The sequence below is a fragment of the Streptomyces sp. NPDC101181 genome (genome assembly GCF_044767975.1).
Taxonomy (GTDB): Bacteria; Actinomycetota; Actinomycetes; order Streptomycetales; family Streptomycetaceae; genus Streptomyces.
Map to the genome: position 1 here is coordinate 40671 of NZ_JBIWOX010000004.1, position 15988 is coordinate 56658.

At 72.4% G+C, this 15988-nt stretch carries 15 protein-coding genes; 8 read left to right on the forward strand and 7 right to left on the reverse strand.

Features of this window, described 5'->3' with window-relative positions; all coding sequences use genetic code 11:
• The first annotated feature begins 187 nt into the window (after nt 1-187).
• The 6 genes from ACIRRU_RS08650 (at nt 188) to ACIRRU_RS08675 (ending at nt 7861) form a co-directional block, all read left to right on the forward strand.
• Entirely contained in the window at nt 188-1942 is a 1755-nt protein-coding gene (locus ACIRRU_RS08650) for a BCCT family transporter (protein ID WP_403677990.1), read from the forward strand.
• Nucleotides 1943-2211: 269 nt separating this feature from the next.
• Nucleotides 2212-3759, forward strand: a complete 1548-nt coding sequence (locus ACIRRU_RS08655; protein WP_403677993.1) for an MFS transporter — start codon at nt 2212-2214, stop codon at nt 3757-3759.
• Nucleotides 3760-3885: 126 nt separating this feature from the next.
• On the forward strand, nt 3886-4473 hold the full coding sequence (locus ACIRRU_RS08660) for a class I SAM-dependent methyltransferase (RefSeq protein WP_403678370.1): 588 nt from the start codon (nt 3886-3888) through the stop codon (nt 4471-4473).
• Nucleotides 4474-4766: 293 nt separating this feature from the next.
• Entirely contained in the window at nt 4767-5705 is a 939-nt protein-coding gene (locus ACIRRU_RS08665) for an N-acetylmuramoyl-L-alanine amidase (protein ID WP_403677996.1), read from the forward strand.
• A gap of 175 nt (nt 5706-5880) precedes the next feature.
• Nucleotides 5881-6735, forward strand: coding sequence for a DUF5336 domain-containing protein (locus ACIRRU_RS08670; RefSeq protein WP_403677999.1), 855 nt, complete (start codon nt 5881-5883; stop codon nt 6733-6735).
• A gap of 115 nt (nt 6736-6850) precedes the next feature.
• On the forward strand, nt 6851-7861 hold the full coding sequence (locus ACIRRU_RS08675; protein WP_403678001.1) for an LLM class F420-dependent oxidoreductase: 1011 nt from the start codon (nt 6851-6853) through the stop codon (nt 7859-7861).
• A gap of 102 nt (nt 7862-7963) precedes the next feature.
• On the opposite strand, the gene ACIRRU_RS08680 is transcribed toward ACIRRU_RS08675, so the two are convergent.
• Nucleotides 7964-8743, reverse strand: coding sequence for a maleylpyruvate isomerase family mycothiol-dependent enzyme (locus tag ACIRRU_RS08680; protein ID WP_403678003.1), 780 nt, complete (start codon nt 8741-8743; stop codon nt 7964-7966).
• A gap of 92 nt (nt 8744-8835) precedes the next feature.
• The gene (locus tag ACIRRU_RS08685; RefSeq protein ID WP_403678004.1) at nt 8836-9420 is read right to left on the reverse strand and encodes a hypothetical protein; all 585 of its coding nucleotides are present in this window, start codon (nt 9418-9420) and stop codon (nt 8836-8838) included.
• 224 nt (nt 9421-9644) lie between these two features.
• Between ACIRRU_RS08685 and ACIRRU_RS08690 the strand changes: the two genes are divergently transcribed.
• Nucleotides 9645-9935, forward strand: a complete 291-nt coding sequence (locus tag ACIRRU_RS08690; RefSeq protein WP_403678006.1) for a hypothetical protein — start codon at nt 9645-9647, stop codon at nt 9933-9935.
• 23 nt (nt 9936-9958) lie between these two features.
• On the opposite strand, the gene ACIRRU_RS08695 is transcribed toward ACIRRU_RS08690, so the two are convergent.
• From ACIRRU_RS08695 to ACIRRU_RS08705, 3 genes are read right to left on the reverse strand one after another with little or no spacing between them, the layout of a single operon-like run.
• Nucleotides 9959-11032: a prenyltransferase gene (locus ACIRRU_RS08695; RefSeq protein ID WP_403678008.1), complete on the reverse strand. Its 1074-nt coding sequence runs from the start codon at nt 11030-11032 to the stop codon at nt 9959-9961.
• Complete coding sequence (locus tag ACIRRU_RS08700; protein ID WP_363202690.1) at nt 11029-11760, reverse strand: class I SAM-dependent methyltransferase; 732 nt, start codon at nt 11758-11760, stop codon at nt 11029-11031. The genes ACIRRU_RS08695 and ACIRRU_RS08700 overlap by 4 nt, the downstream gene beginning before the upstream one ends.
• 59 nt (nt 11761-11819) lie before the next feature.
• On the reverse strand, nt 11820-13151 hold the full coding sequence (locus ACIRRU_RS08705) for a glycosyltransferase family 4 protein (protein ID WP_403678010.1): 1332 nt from the start codon (nt 13149-13151) through the stop codon (nt 11820-11822).
• A gap of 223 nt (nt 13152-13374) precedes the next feature.
• Between ACIRRU_RS08705 and ACIRRU_RS08710 the strand changes: the two genes are divergently transcribed.
• A complete protein-coding gene (locus ACIRRU_RS08710; RefSeq protein ID WP_403678012.1) occupies nt 13375-14145 on the forward strand; it encodes a TetR family transcriptional regulator in 771 nt (256 codons plus the stop codon).
• 61 nt (nt 14146-14206) lie between these two features.
• On the opposite strand, the gene ACIRRU_RS08715 is transcribed toward ACIRRU_RS08710, so the two are convergent.
• Entirely contained in the window at nt 14207-14440 is a 234-nt protein-coding gene (locus ACIRRU_RS08715; RefSeq protein WP_403678014.1) for a ferredoxin, read from the reverse strand.
• Nucleotides 14440-15909, reverse strand: a complete 1470-nt coding sequence (locus ACIRRU_RS08720) for an aldehyde dehydrogenase (RefSeq protein WP_403678016.1) — start codon at nt 15907-15909, stop codon at nt 14440-14442. The genes ACIRRU_RS08715 and ACIRRU_RS08720 overlap by 1 nt, the downstream gene beginning before the upstream one ends.
• Nucleotides 15910-15988: the final 79 nt, after the last annotated feature.

A 15988-nucleotide genomic window follows, 5' to 3' on the forward strand; every position in this document is an offset into this window, starting at 1 on the left:
GGGCGGCAGGGGCGGCAGGCCGAAGGCCTCGGCCCAGGCGGCGAGCCCGGTGCATCGGCCTCGGCGGGGCGGCCGACTCGTAGCTCCGGCCTGGGCGGAGGCGAGAGGCCCGTGGCTTCGGCCTCGGCGGCCGACCCGGCGTGGCAGATCGCCCGTATGGCGACATACGCCCTCATAGTGGTGCGCTATGACTACGGAGAACGCCCACCCGCCCACCGGTCAGTCGCCCCCCGGACCCCCGGAATCCGGTGCGACCCCCGGTCCGGGCCCGGACCCCGCCCCCGGGACGGACTCCTCTCCGGACCGGGTGGTCGTGACCGTCGGGGCGTTGGGTGTCATCGGGATCGTGCTGTGGGCGGCCTTCGGGCAGGACAGCTTCGAAAGCGCGTCGGACGCGGCCCTGCCCTGGGTGCTCGCCAACTTCGCGTGGCTCTTCGTCATCGCCGCCGACGTCTTCCTGGTGCTGTGCCTCATGATCGCCTTCAGCCGCTTCGGCCGTATCCGGCTGAGCAGGGACGATTCCCCTCCGGAATTCTCCAACTTCTCGTGGATCGCGATGATGTTCAGCGCGGGCATGGGCATCGGGCTGATCTTCTACGGCGTCGGGGAGCCCGTCGCGCACTACCTGAGCCCGCCGCCCTCCAGCGGGGCCGCGCCCCAGTCGTCCGGGGCGGCGAGCGCCGCCATGGAGTACTCCTTCTTCCACTGGACCCTGACGCCGTGGGCGATCTACGGGATCGTGGGTCTCGCGCTGGGCTACGCGAGCTTCCGTCAGGGCCGGGGCAACCGGCTGAGCGCCGTGTTCGTCCCGCTCATCGGCGCCCGCCGCGCCAACGGGCTCTTCGGCAAGGTGCTGGACCTGCTCGCCGTCTTCGCCACCGTCTTCGGCACCGCGACGAGCCTGGGGCTCGGCGCCCTGCAGATCGCCATCGGGCTCGACCTGACGGCGGGCCTCGACCAGAGCACCGGCGTGCAGCTGGTCATCATCGCCGTACTCAGCGCGGCCTTCGTGATCTCCGCCTTCACCGGCCTGCACGGCGGCGTGAAGTGGCTCAGCTCGATCAACCTCGTCGTCGCCGCCGTCCTCATGGTCTTCGTCTTCTTCGCCGGTCCCACCGTCTACCTCATGGACGTGCTGCCGTCCTCGGTCGGCGGCTACCTGGACCAGCTCCTCCCCATGGCCTCGCGCACCGGCGCCTTCGGCGGCGAGAGCTGGCTCGGCATGTGGACGATCTTCTACTGGGCCTGGTGGCTGTCGTGGGCGCCCTTCGTCGGCACCTTCATCGCACGCATCTCCAAGGGCCGCACGATCCGCGAGTTCCTCCTCGCCGTGCTGCTCGTACCGAGCGGGGCGACCGCCCTGTGGTTCGTGGTGCTCGGCGGAACCGGCATCCGCCTCGCCGAGACCGACGTCGTCGACATGGCGGAGAAGGCGAAGGAGGGCACGGAGGCGACCCTGTTCGCAATGCTCGACGCCCTGCCGCTCAGCACGGTGACGACCTGGGTCGCGATGATCCTGATCATGATGTACTTCGTCACGAGCGCCGACTCCGCCTCCCTGGTCATGGGTTCGCTGACCAGCCGGGGCGCCCTGCACCCCCGGCGCTGGCTGGTCGTGACCTGGGGTCTGCTCATGGCGGCGGTCGCGGCGGCCCTGCTGGTGGCGGGCGGGCTGGAATCGCTCCAGAGCGCGACGATCCTGGTGGCGCTGCCCTTCGTCGTGGTGATGCTCTTCCTCTGCTGGTCCCTGCTGCGGGAGCTGCGCACCGACCCCGGCGGCGGCCCCAAGCGCAGCGAGGGGCTGCACGGCATGCGCGATGCCGTGCGGGTCATGGTCGGTGAGGAGATGGGCAACCAGCCGCCCTCCCGCCACCGCCATCTGCGCCGGGCGGCCGCCGCCCGGACGACCGACGGCGAGGAGGACCGGGACGCGCAGAGCTGACGTCCCGTCACCGACCGACCTGACCTACGGCTCGGGGCGACCCCGCCCCGTACAGCCCGACGTTGCTCCGACTTCATCCTGCCGACGCCGACACCGACACCGACGGCGACTCCGACGCCGACGATGCGGGCTTTCACGTTCCGTGTTTTCAGACGGAAGGTCAGAACAACGGGCCCCCGGACGGGAATACGGCACCCCCGGGGAAGCGTTCAGTATGCACGCACTTCGGGGGACGCCCGGGTGACGGACGCCACCCGGAGGCCGCACGTATGGGACGGACGACAGACGACCTGCTCGGTACGGGCATAGCCGCGCCGAGCCCCCGGCGCACCGCCCTGGTGCCCGTGCTGGCCTTCGCGGGCATCACCGTCGCGGTGATGCAGACGCTGCTGGTGCCCGTCATCAAGGATCTGCCCGTCCTGCTGGACACCACCCCGGCCGACGCGACGTGGGTGATGACCTCCACCCTGCTCGCGGGCGCCGTCGCCACCCCGATCATGGGACGGCTCGGCGACCTGTACGGCAAGCGGCGGATGCTGCTGGTCTCGCTCGCCGTGATGGTGGTCGGTTCGCTGATCTGCGCCTCCACCGACGATCTCGTGGTGATGATCGCCGGTCGCGCCCTCCAGGGCTTCGCCATGGGCGCGATCCCGCTCGGTATCGGCATCATGCGCGACGAGCTGCCGCGCGAGCGGCTCGGCTCCGCGATGGCGCTGATGAGCTCCTCCATCGGCGTGGGCGGCGGCTTGGCCCTGCCCGCCGCCGCGCTGATCGCCCAGCACGCCGACTGGCACGCGCTGTTCCTCGGCTCGGCCGGGCTCGGCCTGCTCGCGATGGGACTGGCACTCGCGCTCGTGCCCGAGCCCCCGCTGCGCGCGCCGGGCACGTTCGATCACATCGGCGCCTTCGGTCTCTCCCTCGGCCTGGTCTGCCTGCTGCTCCCGATCACCAAGGGCAGCGACTGGGGCTGGACCTCGCCCGCCACCCTCGGCCTGCTGGCCGCCGCCGTGGTGGTCCTCCTCCTGTGGGGGGTGTTCGAGCTGCGCATCCCGGCCCCCCTGGTGGACCTGCGGACCACCGCACGCCGCGAGGTGCTGCTGACCAACCTCGCCTCGATCATGATCGGTGTCGCCTTCTACGCCGTCTCCCTCGTCCTGCCCCAGCTGCTGCAACTCCCCGCCGCCACCGGTCACGGTCTCGGGCAGTCCATGATCGTCGCCGGGCTGTGCGTGGCCCCGCTGGGCCTGACGATGATGTTCGTATCCCCGCTGTACGCCCGCCTCTCCGCCCGCCGGGGGCCGAAGGCCACCCTGATGCTGGGGATGCTGATCATCGCCGTCGGTTACGGGGCAGGGCTCGGGCTGATGAGCGCCGCGTGGCAGACCGTGCTGGTGTCGGTGACGCTCGGGGCCGGGATCGGCCTCGCCTACTCCTCGCTCCCCGCCCTGATCATCGGAGCCGTCGACCCTTCGGAGACCGGCGCGGCCAACGGGCTCAACACCCTCATGCGGTCGATCGGCACCTCGGTGTCGAGCGCGGTGATCGGCATGGTGCTGGCCAACACCTCGGTGCGGGTGGGCGCGGTGGAGGTGCCCTCCATGGCGGGCTTCCGGATCTCGTTCCTGATCGCCATGGGCGCGGTCCTCGCCGGGCTCGTGCTGGCGTTCTTCCTCCCCTCCCAGCGCCCGTCGGGCCGCCCGGTGCTGCTGGCCAGGAGCGCGGACGACGGGCCCGTCGGGGACACCGTCGGCGCTGCACCGGCCGCCCCCGCCGGACCCCCCGTCACGGCCGTGCGGCACGATGGGGCGCCGTCGTAGGCGTACCGGGACACCGTCCCCGTACCCCCGCCCACCTGGAGGAACCCGTTGACCGTCGAGTCCCCCGCGTCCGCCGCCGGGCCCGAGCCGGAGATCCTCGCCTCGTTCGAGGCCGCCAAGGGCTTCATGCCGGTCCACGAAGGGCTCGCCCTGTACGCCGCCGCCGTCGAGGCGGGCACGCTCGGGCTGCCGCTGCTGGAGGTGGGCACGTACTGCGGACGCTCCACCATCCTGCTGGCGGACGCCGCGCGGGCGGCCGGGGTGAGCGCGCTCACCGTCGACCACCACCGGGGCAGCGAGGAGCAGCAGCCCGGCTGGGAGTACCACGACCCGAGCGTGGTGGACGCCGAGGTCGGGCTGATGGACACCCTGCCGACGTTCCGCCGCACCCTGCGCCGGGCCGGGCTGGAGCCGCACGTGGTGGCGCTCGTCGGGCGCTCCCCGCAGATCGCCGCGGTGTGGGGCGGTCCGCTGGGGCTCGTCTTCATCGACGGCGGCCACACGGACGAGCACGCGCACGGCGACTACGAGGGCTGGGCCCCGCATCTCGCCGAGGGCGGGCTGCTGGTGATCCACGACGTGTTCCCCGACCCGGCGGACGGCGGGCAGGCCCCGTACCGGGTGTATCGGCGGGCGCTGGCCTCCGGCGCGTTCTCGGAGGTGTCGGAGACGGACTCGCTGCGCGTGCTGCGCCGGACGGGCACCGGCAGCTGACCTCCGCCCGGAGCGCCCCGGTGACGAGGCAAGGGAATCCGACCGAGCACAGGCCGATCGGCGACCAGGAGAGCGGGGGTCGGCATCCGACCCCGTACGGACCCACCAGTGACCATGAGAGCAGGGACCGGCACCCGACCCCGTACGGACCCACCGACGGCCAGGAGACCAGAGAACGGCACCCGACCCCGTACCGACCGGCCGGGACCGGTCGCCGGGATCCGATCGGCAATCCGCGCCGACCGGCGGCCGGGTGCGGGGCACACCGTCGGGCGGGTGGGTAGCATCGCCGCGTGCCGAACGACGACAGTCCTCCCCCCGCCCGCCGCGCCCGGCCCCTGACCACGGCCGCCGCACTGGCCGTCCTCTGTCTGACCGCCGCCGGTTGCGGGGGCGGTCCCGAAGCGGACGAGAAGGGGGCGGACGCACCCCGGCCGGGCGGAGACGGCGCTTCCGCCACGGCCGGCGCACCGGCACGTTCCTCATCGCCGTCGTCGGCCGGGCAGCGGCCGGACCCCTCCGCGTCGCCCGCGAAGCCGCTGCCGCGCGGCCTGCTGACCGGCCGGACCGTGGTGATCGACCCGGGCCACAACCCCGGTAACCGCGAGCACACCCGGGAGATCAACGAGAAGGTCGACATCGGCACCGCCCACAAGGAGTGCGACACGACCGGTACGTCCACGAACGACGGTTATCCGGAGGCCCAGTTCACCCTCGACGTGTCCCGGCGGCTGCGCGCCCTGCTGGAGGCCGAGGGGGCCCGGGTCCGGCTGACGCACGAGGACGACCGGCCGTTCGGGCCGTGCATCGACGAGCGGGCCCGGATCGGGAACGAGGCGAAGGCCGACGCGGTGGTCTCGGTGCACGCCGACGGTTCGGCGGCGGGCAACCGGGGCTTCCATGTGATCCTGCCCGCCCTGGTGAAAGGCGGCGGGGCCGACACCACGAAGATCGTGAAGAGTTCGGCCGAACTCGGGGAACGCATCGCGGGCCACTTCGTCCGCACGACCGGAAGCGCGCCCTCCAATTACATCGGGGGGAATACAGGACTGGACACCCGTGGGGATCTGGGCGGACTGAATCTGTCGACCGTGCCCAAAGTGTTCATCGAATGCGGCAATATGCGTGATCCGAAGGATGCCGCCCTGCTCACCAGCGCCGATTGGCGACAGAAGGCCGCCCGAGGCCTGGCGGACGGCATCAGCGGCTATCTCAGGGGTAGTGACGGGTAGTTCCGCGGTGTTGCCGGGGGATACGGATGCACGAACCGGGCAGGGAAGTGACCCGACCGAGCAGACGATAGATTCATCCGTACGATGGGGACCCGCTCCCGGGCTTCGGGCCGTACCCGCCGCACCGGCGGCAGCGACGACCGCCTAGACGAGACGACCGACTAAGGACCTTCACGTGAATATCCGCTCGCTCACTAGAGGCGATGGCGTGGTGATCGGAGCAGCGGTCCTGCTGTTCATCGCCTCTTTCCTCGACTACTCCAGTTACGACTGCCCCTCCGGCGTCGACTGCTCCCGCTTCGACAGCCCGAACGCCTGGGACTCGCTCGGGCTGCTGATGAGCGTCTACCTCGCTGGGGTCATCGCCGCGGCGCTGATGGTCGTCGGCCGGATCATGCCGGGGCGGAAGGTCGCCGGGCTCGACATCGGCCAGTTCGGCGTCGCGCTCGCCGTCTTCGCGCTGTGGACCGCGTTCTGGACGATCCTCGACATCAACAACGCGGGCGCCGGTCTCATCCTCGGTCTGCTGGCCGCCATCGTGCTCGCCGCGGCCGCCGTCGCCGGTCCGCTGGTCCCCCCGCTCAAGGCCCCGCTCGTCGGCGCCCCCAAGCCCGCGCAGGGCGTCCAGCCCCCCTACGGCACGCAGCCCGGCCAGGGCTACGGCTACCCGGGCGCCCAGCAGCAGCCCTACGGTGCGCAGCCGGGCCAGGGTTACGGCTACCCGGGTGCGCAGCCCGGCGGTCAGCACGCTCAGCACGGCCAGGCCGACCCGGCGCAGCACGCGCAGCAGGCGCAGACCCAGCCCGCGCAGGGCGGCGCGGCTCCGGCGGGCGACTTCACCCCGTTCTGGTTCGCCGTGCCGGTGGCGCGCCCGCTGTACGGCGAGGACGGTTCGCCGAACCCGATCGCGGAGCTGGCTCCGGGCACCTGGTATCTCGCGGTGGAGCAGCGCGGCCAGGCCCTCATCGCCCAGACGCAGGACGGCCGTCGCGGCGTCCTCCAGGACACCACGGGCATCCAGCGCGGCTGATCCCCGCGCACCGCACAGCGGCCCCTCGCCCTTCCGGGTGGGGGGCCGCTGTCGTACAGTCCAGCCCTGACGAGAGCTGACATAGCGTCAGCAGGGGCCGGAGGGAACGGAATCCATGCGTCTAGGACTCGCGCTCGGCTACTGGGGCCGCGGCCCGGACCCCGGCCATCTCACCCTCGCCCTGGAGGCCGAGCGGCTCGGCTACGACTCGGTGTGGACGGCGGAGGCCTGGGGATCGGACGCCTTCACCGCGCTGACCTGGATCGCGGCCCACACCTCGCGCATCCGGCTGGGCACCGGCATCGCGCAGATGGCGGCCCGCACGCCCACCGCGACGGCCATGCACGCGCTGACCCTGGACCACCTCTCCGGCGGCCGGATGCTGCTCGGCCTCGGCCTGTCCGGTCCCCAGGTGGTGGAGGGGTGGTACGGACGGCCGTTTCCGCGCAGCCCGCTGACCGCGACCCGGGAGTACGTCGAGGTGATCCGGCAGGTGCTGGCCCGCGAGGGGCCGGTCGAGCTGGCGGGCCGCTTCCACTCCCACCCGTACGACGGGCCCGACGCCACCGGCCTCGGCAAGCCGCTGAAGCCGATCACCCACCCGCTGCGCGCGTCCCTCCCCGTCCTGCTGGGCGCGGAGGGGCCGAAGAACATCGCGCAGACGGTGGCGATCGCGGACGGCTGGCTGCCGCTGTATTGGTCACCGCTGCGCACGGAGGTGTACGAAGCGTCCCTCGCCGGACTCCGGGACGGGTTCATGATCGCGCCGATGACCCGGGCGCAGGTCTGCGACGACGTGGCCGAGGGGCTGTGGCCGGTGAAGGCGATGCTCGGCTTCTACATCGGCGGGATGGGGCACGCGGCCCGCAACTTCCACGCGGACCTGATGGCCCGGATGGGGTTCGAGGAGGAGGCCCGCCGCATCCAGGAGCTGTTCGGCCAGGGCCGCAAGGAGGAGGCGGTCCGGGCGGTGCCCGACGCGTTCGCCGATGAGATCTCCCTGGTGGGGCCGCGCGCCCGGATCGAGGAGCGGCTGGAGCTGTGGCGCGCGGGCCCGGTCACGGACCTGCTGGTGACCGCCCCGGACCCGCAGACGCTGCGGGTGCTGGCGGAGCTGAACACCTGAGAGGCCGGACGCGGAGCTGAACGCCCGAGAGGCCGACCCGCAGACGCTGCGGGTGCTGGCGGAGCTGAACACCTGAGAGGCCGGGCAGCGCGACGCGCGGGCTCAGCCGAACGAGGACCGCTCCAGCCAGAAGTCCAGCAACCGCGCGTCTCCCAGCACTTCCGCCTGTCCACCGCCCGGCTCCAGGCGGCGGTTGAGGACCAGCATCAGCTCGGTGAGCGGTCCGCGCAGCGCGACCGTCGCCTTCTCGTGCGCGTGCCGCCAGGTGAACCGGTCCCCGCCGAACTCGATCAGCCACTCGGCACCCGGCACGTCGGTGGCGTGCAGATGCAACGAGCGCCCACCGCCGCGCAGTTCGGCCGCCTCCGGGTCGCCGCTCTCCTGGGCGAAGGAGACGATACGCAGCCATTCCTCGATGGTGTCGGCGGCGATCTCGGGGGCCACGGTGTACGGGGCTTTCGCGGCGAGCGCTGCGTCGGCGCGGTGGACCACCGTCTCGTGGGTCATGCGCCGCGCCCAGAACGCGGTCCGCCCCTCCCAGGCCCACGTCCACACCCCGGCGTCCGGACCCGCCTCCCGCAGAGCGGCCACGGCGCCCGCCGCCCCCTCGGCGAGCCAGGCGTCCAGCGCGGCGAAGTCCTCGCCGTCCGGCCCCCCGAAGCCGGGCACCCGCTCCTCGGGCACGTTCTCGGCGGCCCGGGTCCGCACGATCTCCCCGACCCAGCGGTGCGCACCGCCGAGGTGCACGGCGAGTTCCCGCAGGGTCCAGTCGGGGCAGGTGGGCACGGTCGCGGCGAGGTCGGCGCCGGCCAGCGCGGCGCGCAGGGCGTCGGTCTGGACAAGGATCTCGTCGCAGTAACGGTTGTAAGGGAGAAGCGTCATGGCGGGACCCTAATCCGCGACGCCCGGCCGGATCATCCGGGTATTCCCGTCTCCGCCGGTCGTCGGTCCGGTGCCGGCGGACCCGTACGCGGCTATCCGCTCAGCTGCGAGGTGGAGGGCACCTTGTCCTTCACCTCGGCACCCGCGTCTCTGCCCGCGTTCTTGATGCCGTCGATGACGCTCTCGAACGCGCCGATGTCGCCCTCCCCCGCCTCGCCCTTGCGGAGCTTGGTGCCCAGTCCCTTGAGCGATTCGATCCCGGCGGTGAGCGGGGCGACGGCCTTCGACAGCAGCGGGTCTCCCTGGGCGTTCTCCGTGGCGGCCTTGAGCCGGTTGTAGGCGAACCCGCCCGCGAGCCCCGCCTTGACCAGGGCGAACGTCCGTCCGTCGGCGCCCTTTTTGAACGTCCCGGCGCGGTACGGCTTCACGATCCACTGGTAGGTCGCCCCAGCCGCCAGCCCCGCGTTGGCCACGAACCGTGTCTTGGCCAGGCGCTGCTTCTCGGCGGAGGCCGACGGGCTGGCCGCCGAGGCGGCGGCGGACGCGGAGGCGCTGGCGGAGGCGTTCGTCGAGGCCGCGGAGTCGCCGGAGTCTCCGCACCCGGTGGTGCCCGCCAGGACGGCGCAGGACAGCAGCAGGGCCGCCAGGGTGCGGCGGAGCGGTACGGAACGGGGCACGGCGGGCCTCCTGACCGGGACATGGACCGGGGACGTCACCGGGAGCGCCACGGTGGGCGACGCGTCCCGGCACACCCGGTCAGCGTCGCCCCTCCCCGCACCGGCCGCCACTCGGTGCGGGCCGTCGGAGGGGGGTGAGGGGCCCGAGAAAGCCGGGGGATCGATTGACAGGTCTCAATCAATCCCCCAGGTTTCACCCTGCGTAAAGCGGCAATCCGAGTGCCATGTCTCCCAGAACCCGTTCAGGTAGCAGTTCAGCGGCGCGCATCATCGCCGTCGTGGCCGACATTCTGGCCTTCATCATCATCCTGTGGATCTTGATGTACTTGCTGGACGCCAATCGCGGCAACGACTTCGTGCAGTGGATCTACGATGCCGCCACCTGGCTGGCGGGATGGTCCCACGACCTGTTCACGTTCGACGCCGAGTGGGCGCGGGTCGTCGCCGGTTACGGTCTGGCGGCCGTGGTGTACCTCTTCATCGGGCACGCCGTGGCGAGCCGGATCCGACGCTGAACCGGCACCGCCTCAGGCGGTGTTCAGCGGCAGCAGTCCGGCTCCAGGCCGGTCGGCAGCCGTTCTCCCCCGAAGACCGCGGTGGTCGCCTCGTCCCCCCCGAGCGCGGCCACCGCGAGCAGCAGGGAGCCCGCGGTCCACGTGGTGAGCTCCTCGGGCCAGAAGGCCTTGTTGCCCTCGAAGACGTACCCCGTCCAGTACAACCCGCCCTCGGCGCGCAGGTGTTGCACGGACTGAAGGATCTCCAGCGCCCGGTCGGACTCCCCCGTCACCCAGAGCGCGAGGGCCAGTTCGCAGCTCTCGCCGCCGGTGACCCAGGGGTTGGGCAGCACGCAGCGCACCCCGAGACCGGGGACGACGAAGCGCTCCCAGCCCTCCTGGATACGGGCGGTCGCCTCGGCCCCGGTGACCGCGCCACCGAGGACCGGGTAGTACCAGTCCATCGAGTACTGGCGCTTGTCGAGGAAGCGCTCGGGGTGGCCGCGGATCGCGTGGGCCAGCGCCCCGGTCGCCAACTCCCAGTCGGGCTGGGCCTCTTCACGCATCTCCGCGATGGCCAGCGCGCAGCGCAACGCCTGGTGGATCGAGGAGGACCCGGTCAGCAGCGCGTCGTTCACGGGCCTGCCGTCGGCCTCCCGTTTCCAGCCGATCTGCCCGCCGGGCTGCTGGAGACCGAGCACGAACTCGGTCGCCGCGAAGACCGTGGGCCACATCCGGTCGACGAACGCGTCGTCGCCGGTGGCCAGGTAGTGATGCCAGACGCCGACGGCCACGTACGCGCAGAAGTTGCTCTCCCGCCCCCGGTCGGTCGGCCGCCCGGGGTCGCCGTCGTGGTAGGCGGCGTACCAGGAGCCGTCGGCGTTCTGGTTGCGGGCGAGCCAGTCGTAGGCGCGGGCGGCGGCGGCGTGCTCGCCCGCCGCGTCCAGCGCCATCGCGGCCTCGGTGTGGTCCCACGGGTCGAGGTGGTGGCCCCGGAACCAGGGCAGCGCGCCGTCCTCGCGCTGCACGGCGAGGAGGGCCCGGACCGTCTCGGCCGCCTGAGCAGCCGTCAGAACTCCCGGGAGGACCAGGTGTTCGGTCTGTTCGGGGGTGCTCACGCCTCGGCCTTCGGAAGGTGCGGCTTGGTGGCGTAGGCGACGAAGCTCTTGCCGACGACCGGGTTGAGCAGCTGCTCGGCGACCCGGGTGGCGAGCGGCTTCTTCATGATGTCCCAGACCAGCAGCTTGTGGTACGCCCGCACCGGCAGCGCGCGGTCGTTGTCCACCCCGAAGGCGCACTTGAGCCACCAGTACGGCGCGTGCAGGGCGTGGGCGTGGTGGGTCCCGTACGGCTTGAGTCCGGCCTCGCGGATCCGGGCGAGGAGCTGGTCGGCCTTGTAGATGCGGATGTGGCCGCCCTCGACCTCGTGGTAGGCGTCGGAGAGGGCCCAGCAGACCTTCTCGGGGCCGTAGCGGGGGACGGTGACGGCGATGCGCCCGCCGGGCTTGAGGACCCGGACCATCTCGGCGAGGACGCCCTTGTCGTCCGGGATGTGCTCCATGACCTCGGAGATGATCACGACGTCGAAGGAGTCGTCGGGGAACGGCAGGTTGAGCGCGTCGCCCTCCATCGCGGTGGCGGTGGCGCCCGCGGGGGCCTCGCCCGCCTCCTCCATCGCGGCGAACCACGCGGCGACCTCGCGGATCTCCTCGGCGTTCCGGTCGAGGGCGACGACCCGCGCGCCGCGCCGGTAGCACTCGAAGGCATGCCGGCCGGCACCGCAGCCCAGGTCGAGCACTCGGTCGCCTGCGGCGAGCGGGAAGCGGGTGAAGTCGACGGTCAGCACGTGGGCCTGCCTTCGAGGTCGGGGGTACGGAGTCAGGTCGGGGTACGGAGTCGGGCGGTTCAGCCGTGCGGGGTGGCAATACGGGCTTCGCGGGCGGCGATCGCCCGACGGTACAGCTCGGCCGTCCCGGCGGCGGCCCTGGCCCAGGTGAACTTCTCCAGCACCCGGGCCCGGCCCGCCGCGCCGAGTCTGGCCCGCAGCTCCGCATCGCCCAGCAGCCGCCCCAGCGCCCCGGCGAGCGCGTCCGGGTCACCGGGGGCCACGGCCAGGCAGGTCTCCCCGTCCCGGCCGGAGACCTCGGGGATCGCGCCGCCGGTGGTGGCCACGAGCGGGGTGCCGGTGGCCATGGCCTCGGCGGCGGGCAGGGAGAACCCCTCGTACAGCGAGGGCACGCAGGAGACCTGCGCGCCGCGCACGAGGTCGACCAGTTCGGCGTCGCTGATGCCCTTGACGAACTCGACGGCGCCGGTGAGCCCGTGCCGCTCGATGGCCCGTGCGACCGGCCCGTCCTCGGCGCGCCTGCCGACGACGACGAGGTGGGCGTCGGGGTTCTCGGTACGCAGCTTGGCGAGGGCGTCGACCAGATGGACCAGGCCCTTGAGCGGGACGTCGGCGCTGGAGGTGGTGACGATGCGGCCCGGGACCTCGGGGACGGACGGGTCGGGCGACCAGAGACCGGTGTCGGCGCCGATGTGGACGACGCTGATCCGCTCCGGGCGTACGCCGAGGTCGTCGACGATCTCGTCGCGGGAGGAGCCGGAGACGGTGAGGACGGAGTCCAGGTTGCGGGCGACCCGCTTCTGCATCCGGGTGAAGGCGTACCAGCGGCGTACGGAGGCCCTGCGGCGGCGGGTGGGGGCGGCGGCCAGGTCGAGTCTGCGGTCCACGGTGATGGGGTGGTGGATCGTCGTCACCAGCGGGGCCCCGAGGTCACCGAGGAGCCCGTAGCCGAGGGTCTGGTTGTCGTGGACGACGTCGAACTCGCCGCGCCTTCCCAGGAGATGGCGGCGGGCGCGCAGGCTGAAGGTGAGCGGCTCGGGGAAGCCGCCGGTCCACATGGTGGCGACCTCCGCGAGGTCGATCCAGTCGCGGTACTCGCCCCACTTCGGCGTACGGAAGGGATCGGGCTGCCGGTAGAGGTCGAGGCTGGGCAGCTCGGTGAGCGGGACGCCCTCGTCGAGCACCGGATAGGGCTGCGCGCCGATGACCTCGACGCTGTGGCCCAGGCGCGCGAGCTCCCGGCCGAGGTGGCGGACGTACACGCCCTGACCGCCGCAGAACGGATTGCCCTTGTACGTGAGGAGTGCGATGCGCAACGGCCGGTCGGCGGCCCCGGCGGAGGAGACGCCGTCGCCCGTGCGGGGGCCCGTTTCTATGGCCTCAGCGGTCACACTCGGCCCCCTTCTGGCTGCGTGTTCGCCGGAGCGTAACCGGTCGCGCTAATCTAGAACAAGTTTCAGACTCGTCGGTTCGACGTGCACCGAATCTACCGGCAGGTAGCGTCGGTGTGACGGCCGGATCAGGTGATTCGTGCCACGGCGGACGCCCTGGCATGCTGTGCGCGTCCGGGGCCCGCCCGTCCGCCCGGGACGCCGAGGAACAGGGCCATGGATCATGGATGGTGACAGCATGACCGCGGACGCCGGACCAGTATCGTCCACGCCGCCGGGCCGCGCGGCATCCGCACCGGCCGGCCGCACGGCGCTCGGGCGGGCGGACGGCGACGCCCCCTCCCCCGCCGACCGCGCCACGCCTCCGCTCGACCGCGCCACGCCTCCGCTGGACCGCGGGGCGCCCGCGCTGACCGAGCGTCAGGAGGCCCGCCGCCGCCGCATCCTGCACGCCAGCGCCCAACTCGCCAGCCGGGGCGGGTTCGAGGCGGTGCAGATGCGCGAGGTGGCCGAGGCGGCCGGGGTCGCCCTGGGCACCCTCTACCGCTACTTCCCGTCCAAGATCCACCTGTTGGTCGCCACCATGCAGGACCAGCTCCAGCACCTGCACACCACGCTGCGCAAGCGTCCCCCGGCGGGCGACGACGCGGCGCAGCGGGTCGCGGAGACCCTGATGCGAGCGTTCCGCGCCCTCCAGCGCGAACCGCACCTCGCCGACGCCATGGTCCGCGCCCTCACCTTCGCGGACCGCAGCGTGAGCCCCGAGGTGGACACGGTCTCCCGGCTGACCACGGCGATCATCCTGGACGCGATGGGGCTGGAGCACCCGACGCCGGAACAGCTCTCCGCGGTCCGGGTGATCGAGCACACCTGGCACTCGGCGCTGATCACCTGGCTTTCGGGCCGGGCCTCGATCGCCCAGGTGAAGATCGACATCGAGACGGTCTGCCGCCTGATCGACCTGACGGCACCCCGGCCCGCCCGCCCGGCCTGACCCCCGACGGGCCCCGGCTGCCGAGGACCGGCCTGACCGACCGTCGACCCCGGCCCCCGGTTCACGCCTCCGGCGGGAACACCGCCTCCCCCGAACCCGCCAGCGTCAGCGTGATCGCTTCGACCGGGCAGCCCTCCGCCGCCGCCAGGACTTGTCCGGCGGCGTCGTGGTCCTCCTCGCGGGGGTGGGACTGACGGGCGGTGTCGAGGCGGAAGGCGTCGGGGGCGTGGTGGACGCACATGCCGGAGCCGATGCAGACGGAGCGGTCGACCTGGACGTGCCAACGCTCGCCCATCACGCCTCCCGGTGACCGGCCGGCAGGTGGATCATCTTGTGCTCGAAGAACTCGCCGTAGCCCTCCGGGCCGAACTCGCGGCCCAGTCCGGAGTTCTTGTAGCCGCCGAACGGGCCGAGCATGTCGAGGCTGAAGGTGTTCACGCTGTACGTGCCGGTGCGGACGCGGCGGGCGATGTCGAGGCCGCGTTCCGTGTCGGCGGTCCAGACGCTGCCGCTGAGACCGTACGGGGAGTCGTCGGCGATACGGACGGCCTCGTCCTCGTCCCCGTACGGGATCAGGCAGATGACCGGGCCGAAGATCTCCTCGCGGGCGATGCGCATGGAGTTGTCGACCCCGCCGAAGAGGGTGGGTTCGACGTACCAGCCCCGCTCCTGGGACGCGGGGCGGTTGCCGCCGGTGAGGATCTTGGCGCCCTCCTCCTGGCCCAACGCGACGTAATCCAGGGAGCGTTGTTGCTGGCGTCGGGCCACCAGCGGGCCCAGTTCGGTCGCCGGGTCCAGGGGGTCGCCCACGCGCAGGGCCCCCGCCGCCGCCGCGAACGCCTCCGCCGCCTCGTCGTAGCGGGAGCGGGGGGCCAGGATGCGCGTCTGGGCCACGCACGCCTGGCCGTTGATCATCCAGGCGAACGGGACGATGCCCGCGACCGCCGCCTCCAGGTCCGCGTCCGGGAGGATCACCGCCGCCGACTTGCCGCCCAGCTCCAGGGTGACCCGGGTCAGGTTGCGGGAGGCCACCTCCATCACGCGGCGTCCGGCCGCCACAGAGCCGGTGAAGGAGACCTTGTCCACGTCCGGGTGGCCCACCAGGTACTCACTGACCTCCCGGTCGGCCGGGAGGATCGACAGGACGCCCTCCGGCAGCCCGGCCTCGGCCGCTATCCCGGCCAGCAGGTAGGCGTCCAGGGGCGTTTCCGGCGAGACCTTCAGGACCGCCGTGCAGCCCGCGAGCAGCGCGGGGGCCAGTTTGGCCGCGGCCGTGAACTGGGGAACGTTCCACGGGACGACCGCCGCGACCACGCCCACCGGCTCACGGCGGACCAGGAGGGGGCCCAGCACGCCGTCGCGCCGCTCCTCGCAGGGGAACGTCCGTGCCACCGTGATCGCCGCGTCCCAGACCATCATCGCCGCCAGCGCCTGCACCATCACGCTCGCGCTGTACGGGGTCCCGTTCTGCGCGCTGATCACACGGGCGAACTCCTCGTGGCGTACGGCGAAGGCGTCCTTGATCCGGGTGATCACCGCGATCCGCTCGGCCAGGGGCATCCTCGGCCAGGGGCCCTCGTCGAAGGCGCGGCGGGCGGCGGCGACCGCCCGGTCGACATCCCCCTCGGAGGCGTGCGGCACACGGCCGATGACCTCTTCGGTGTGCGGGGAGATCACCTCGATGACGTCGTCGCCGAGCGGGTCGGTGAACTCCCCGCCGATGAAAAGCTGTCCGTGTTCCACCAGCTCCGAACGTTCCGTCATGGCCGTCTCCTCCCGCGAACCCGTCCGTCCGTACGATCACGCACGCGCCCACGCAGGCCCGCACCCACCCACACGTGAC

What these genes read in the sequence shown, in the direction of transcription:
- ACIRRU_RS08655 (WP_403677993.1), top strand. Translation starts at nt 2,212, where the DNA reads ATGGGACGGACGACAGACGACCTGCTCGGTACGGGCATAGCCGCGCCG.
- ACIRRU_RS08720 (WP_403678016.1), bottom strand. Translation starts at nt 15,909, where the DNA reads ATGACGGAACGTTCGGAGCTGGTGGAACACGGACAGCTTTTCATCGGC.
- ACIRRU_RS08675 (WP_403678001.1), top strand. Translation starts at nt 6,851, where the DNA reads ATGCGTCTAGGACTCGCGCTCGGCTACTGGGGCCGCGGCCCGGACCCC.
- ACIRRU_RS08690 (WP_403678006.1), top strand. Translation starts at nt 9,645, where the DNA reads ATGTCTCCCAGAACCCGTTCAGGTAGCAGTTCAGCGGCGCGCATCATC.
- ACIRRU_RS08715 (WP_403678014.1), bottom strand. Translation starts at nt 14,440, where the DNA reads ATGGGCGAGCGTTGGCACGTCCAGGTCGACCGCTCCGTCTGCATCGGC.
- ACIRRU_RS08660 (WP_403678370.1), top strand. Translation starts at nt 3,886, where the DNA reads ATGCCGGTCCACGAAGGGCTCGCCCTGTACGCCGCCGCCGTCGAGGCG.
- ACIRRU_RS08710 (WP_403678012.1), top strand. Translation starts at nt 13,375, where the DNA reads ATGGATGGTGACAGCATGACCGCGGACGCCGGACCAGTATCGTCCACG.
- ACIRRU_RS08650 (WP_403677990.1), top strand. Translation starts at nt 188, where the DNA reads ATGACTACGGAGAACGCCCACCCGCCCACCGGTCAGTCGCCCCCCGGA.
- ACIRRU_RS08680 (WP_403678003.1), bottom strand. Translation starts at nt 8,743, where the DNA reads ATGACGCTTCTCCCTTACAACCGTTACTGCGACGAGATCCTTGTCCAG.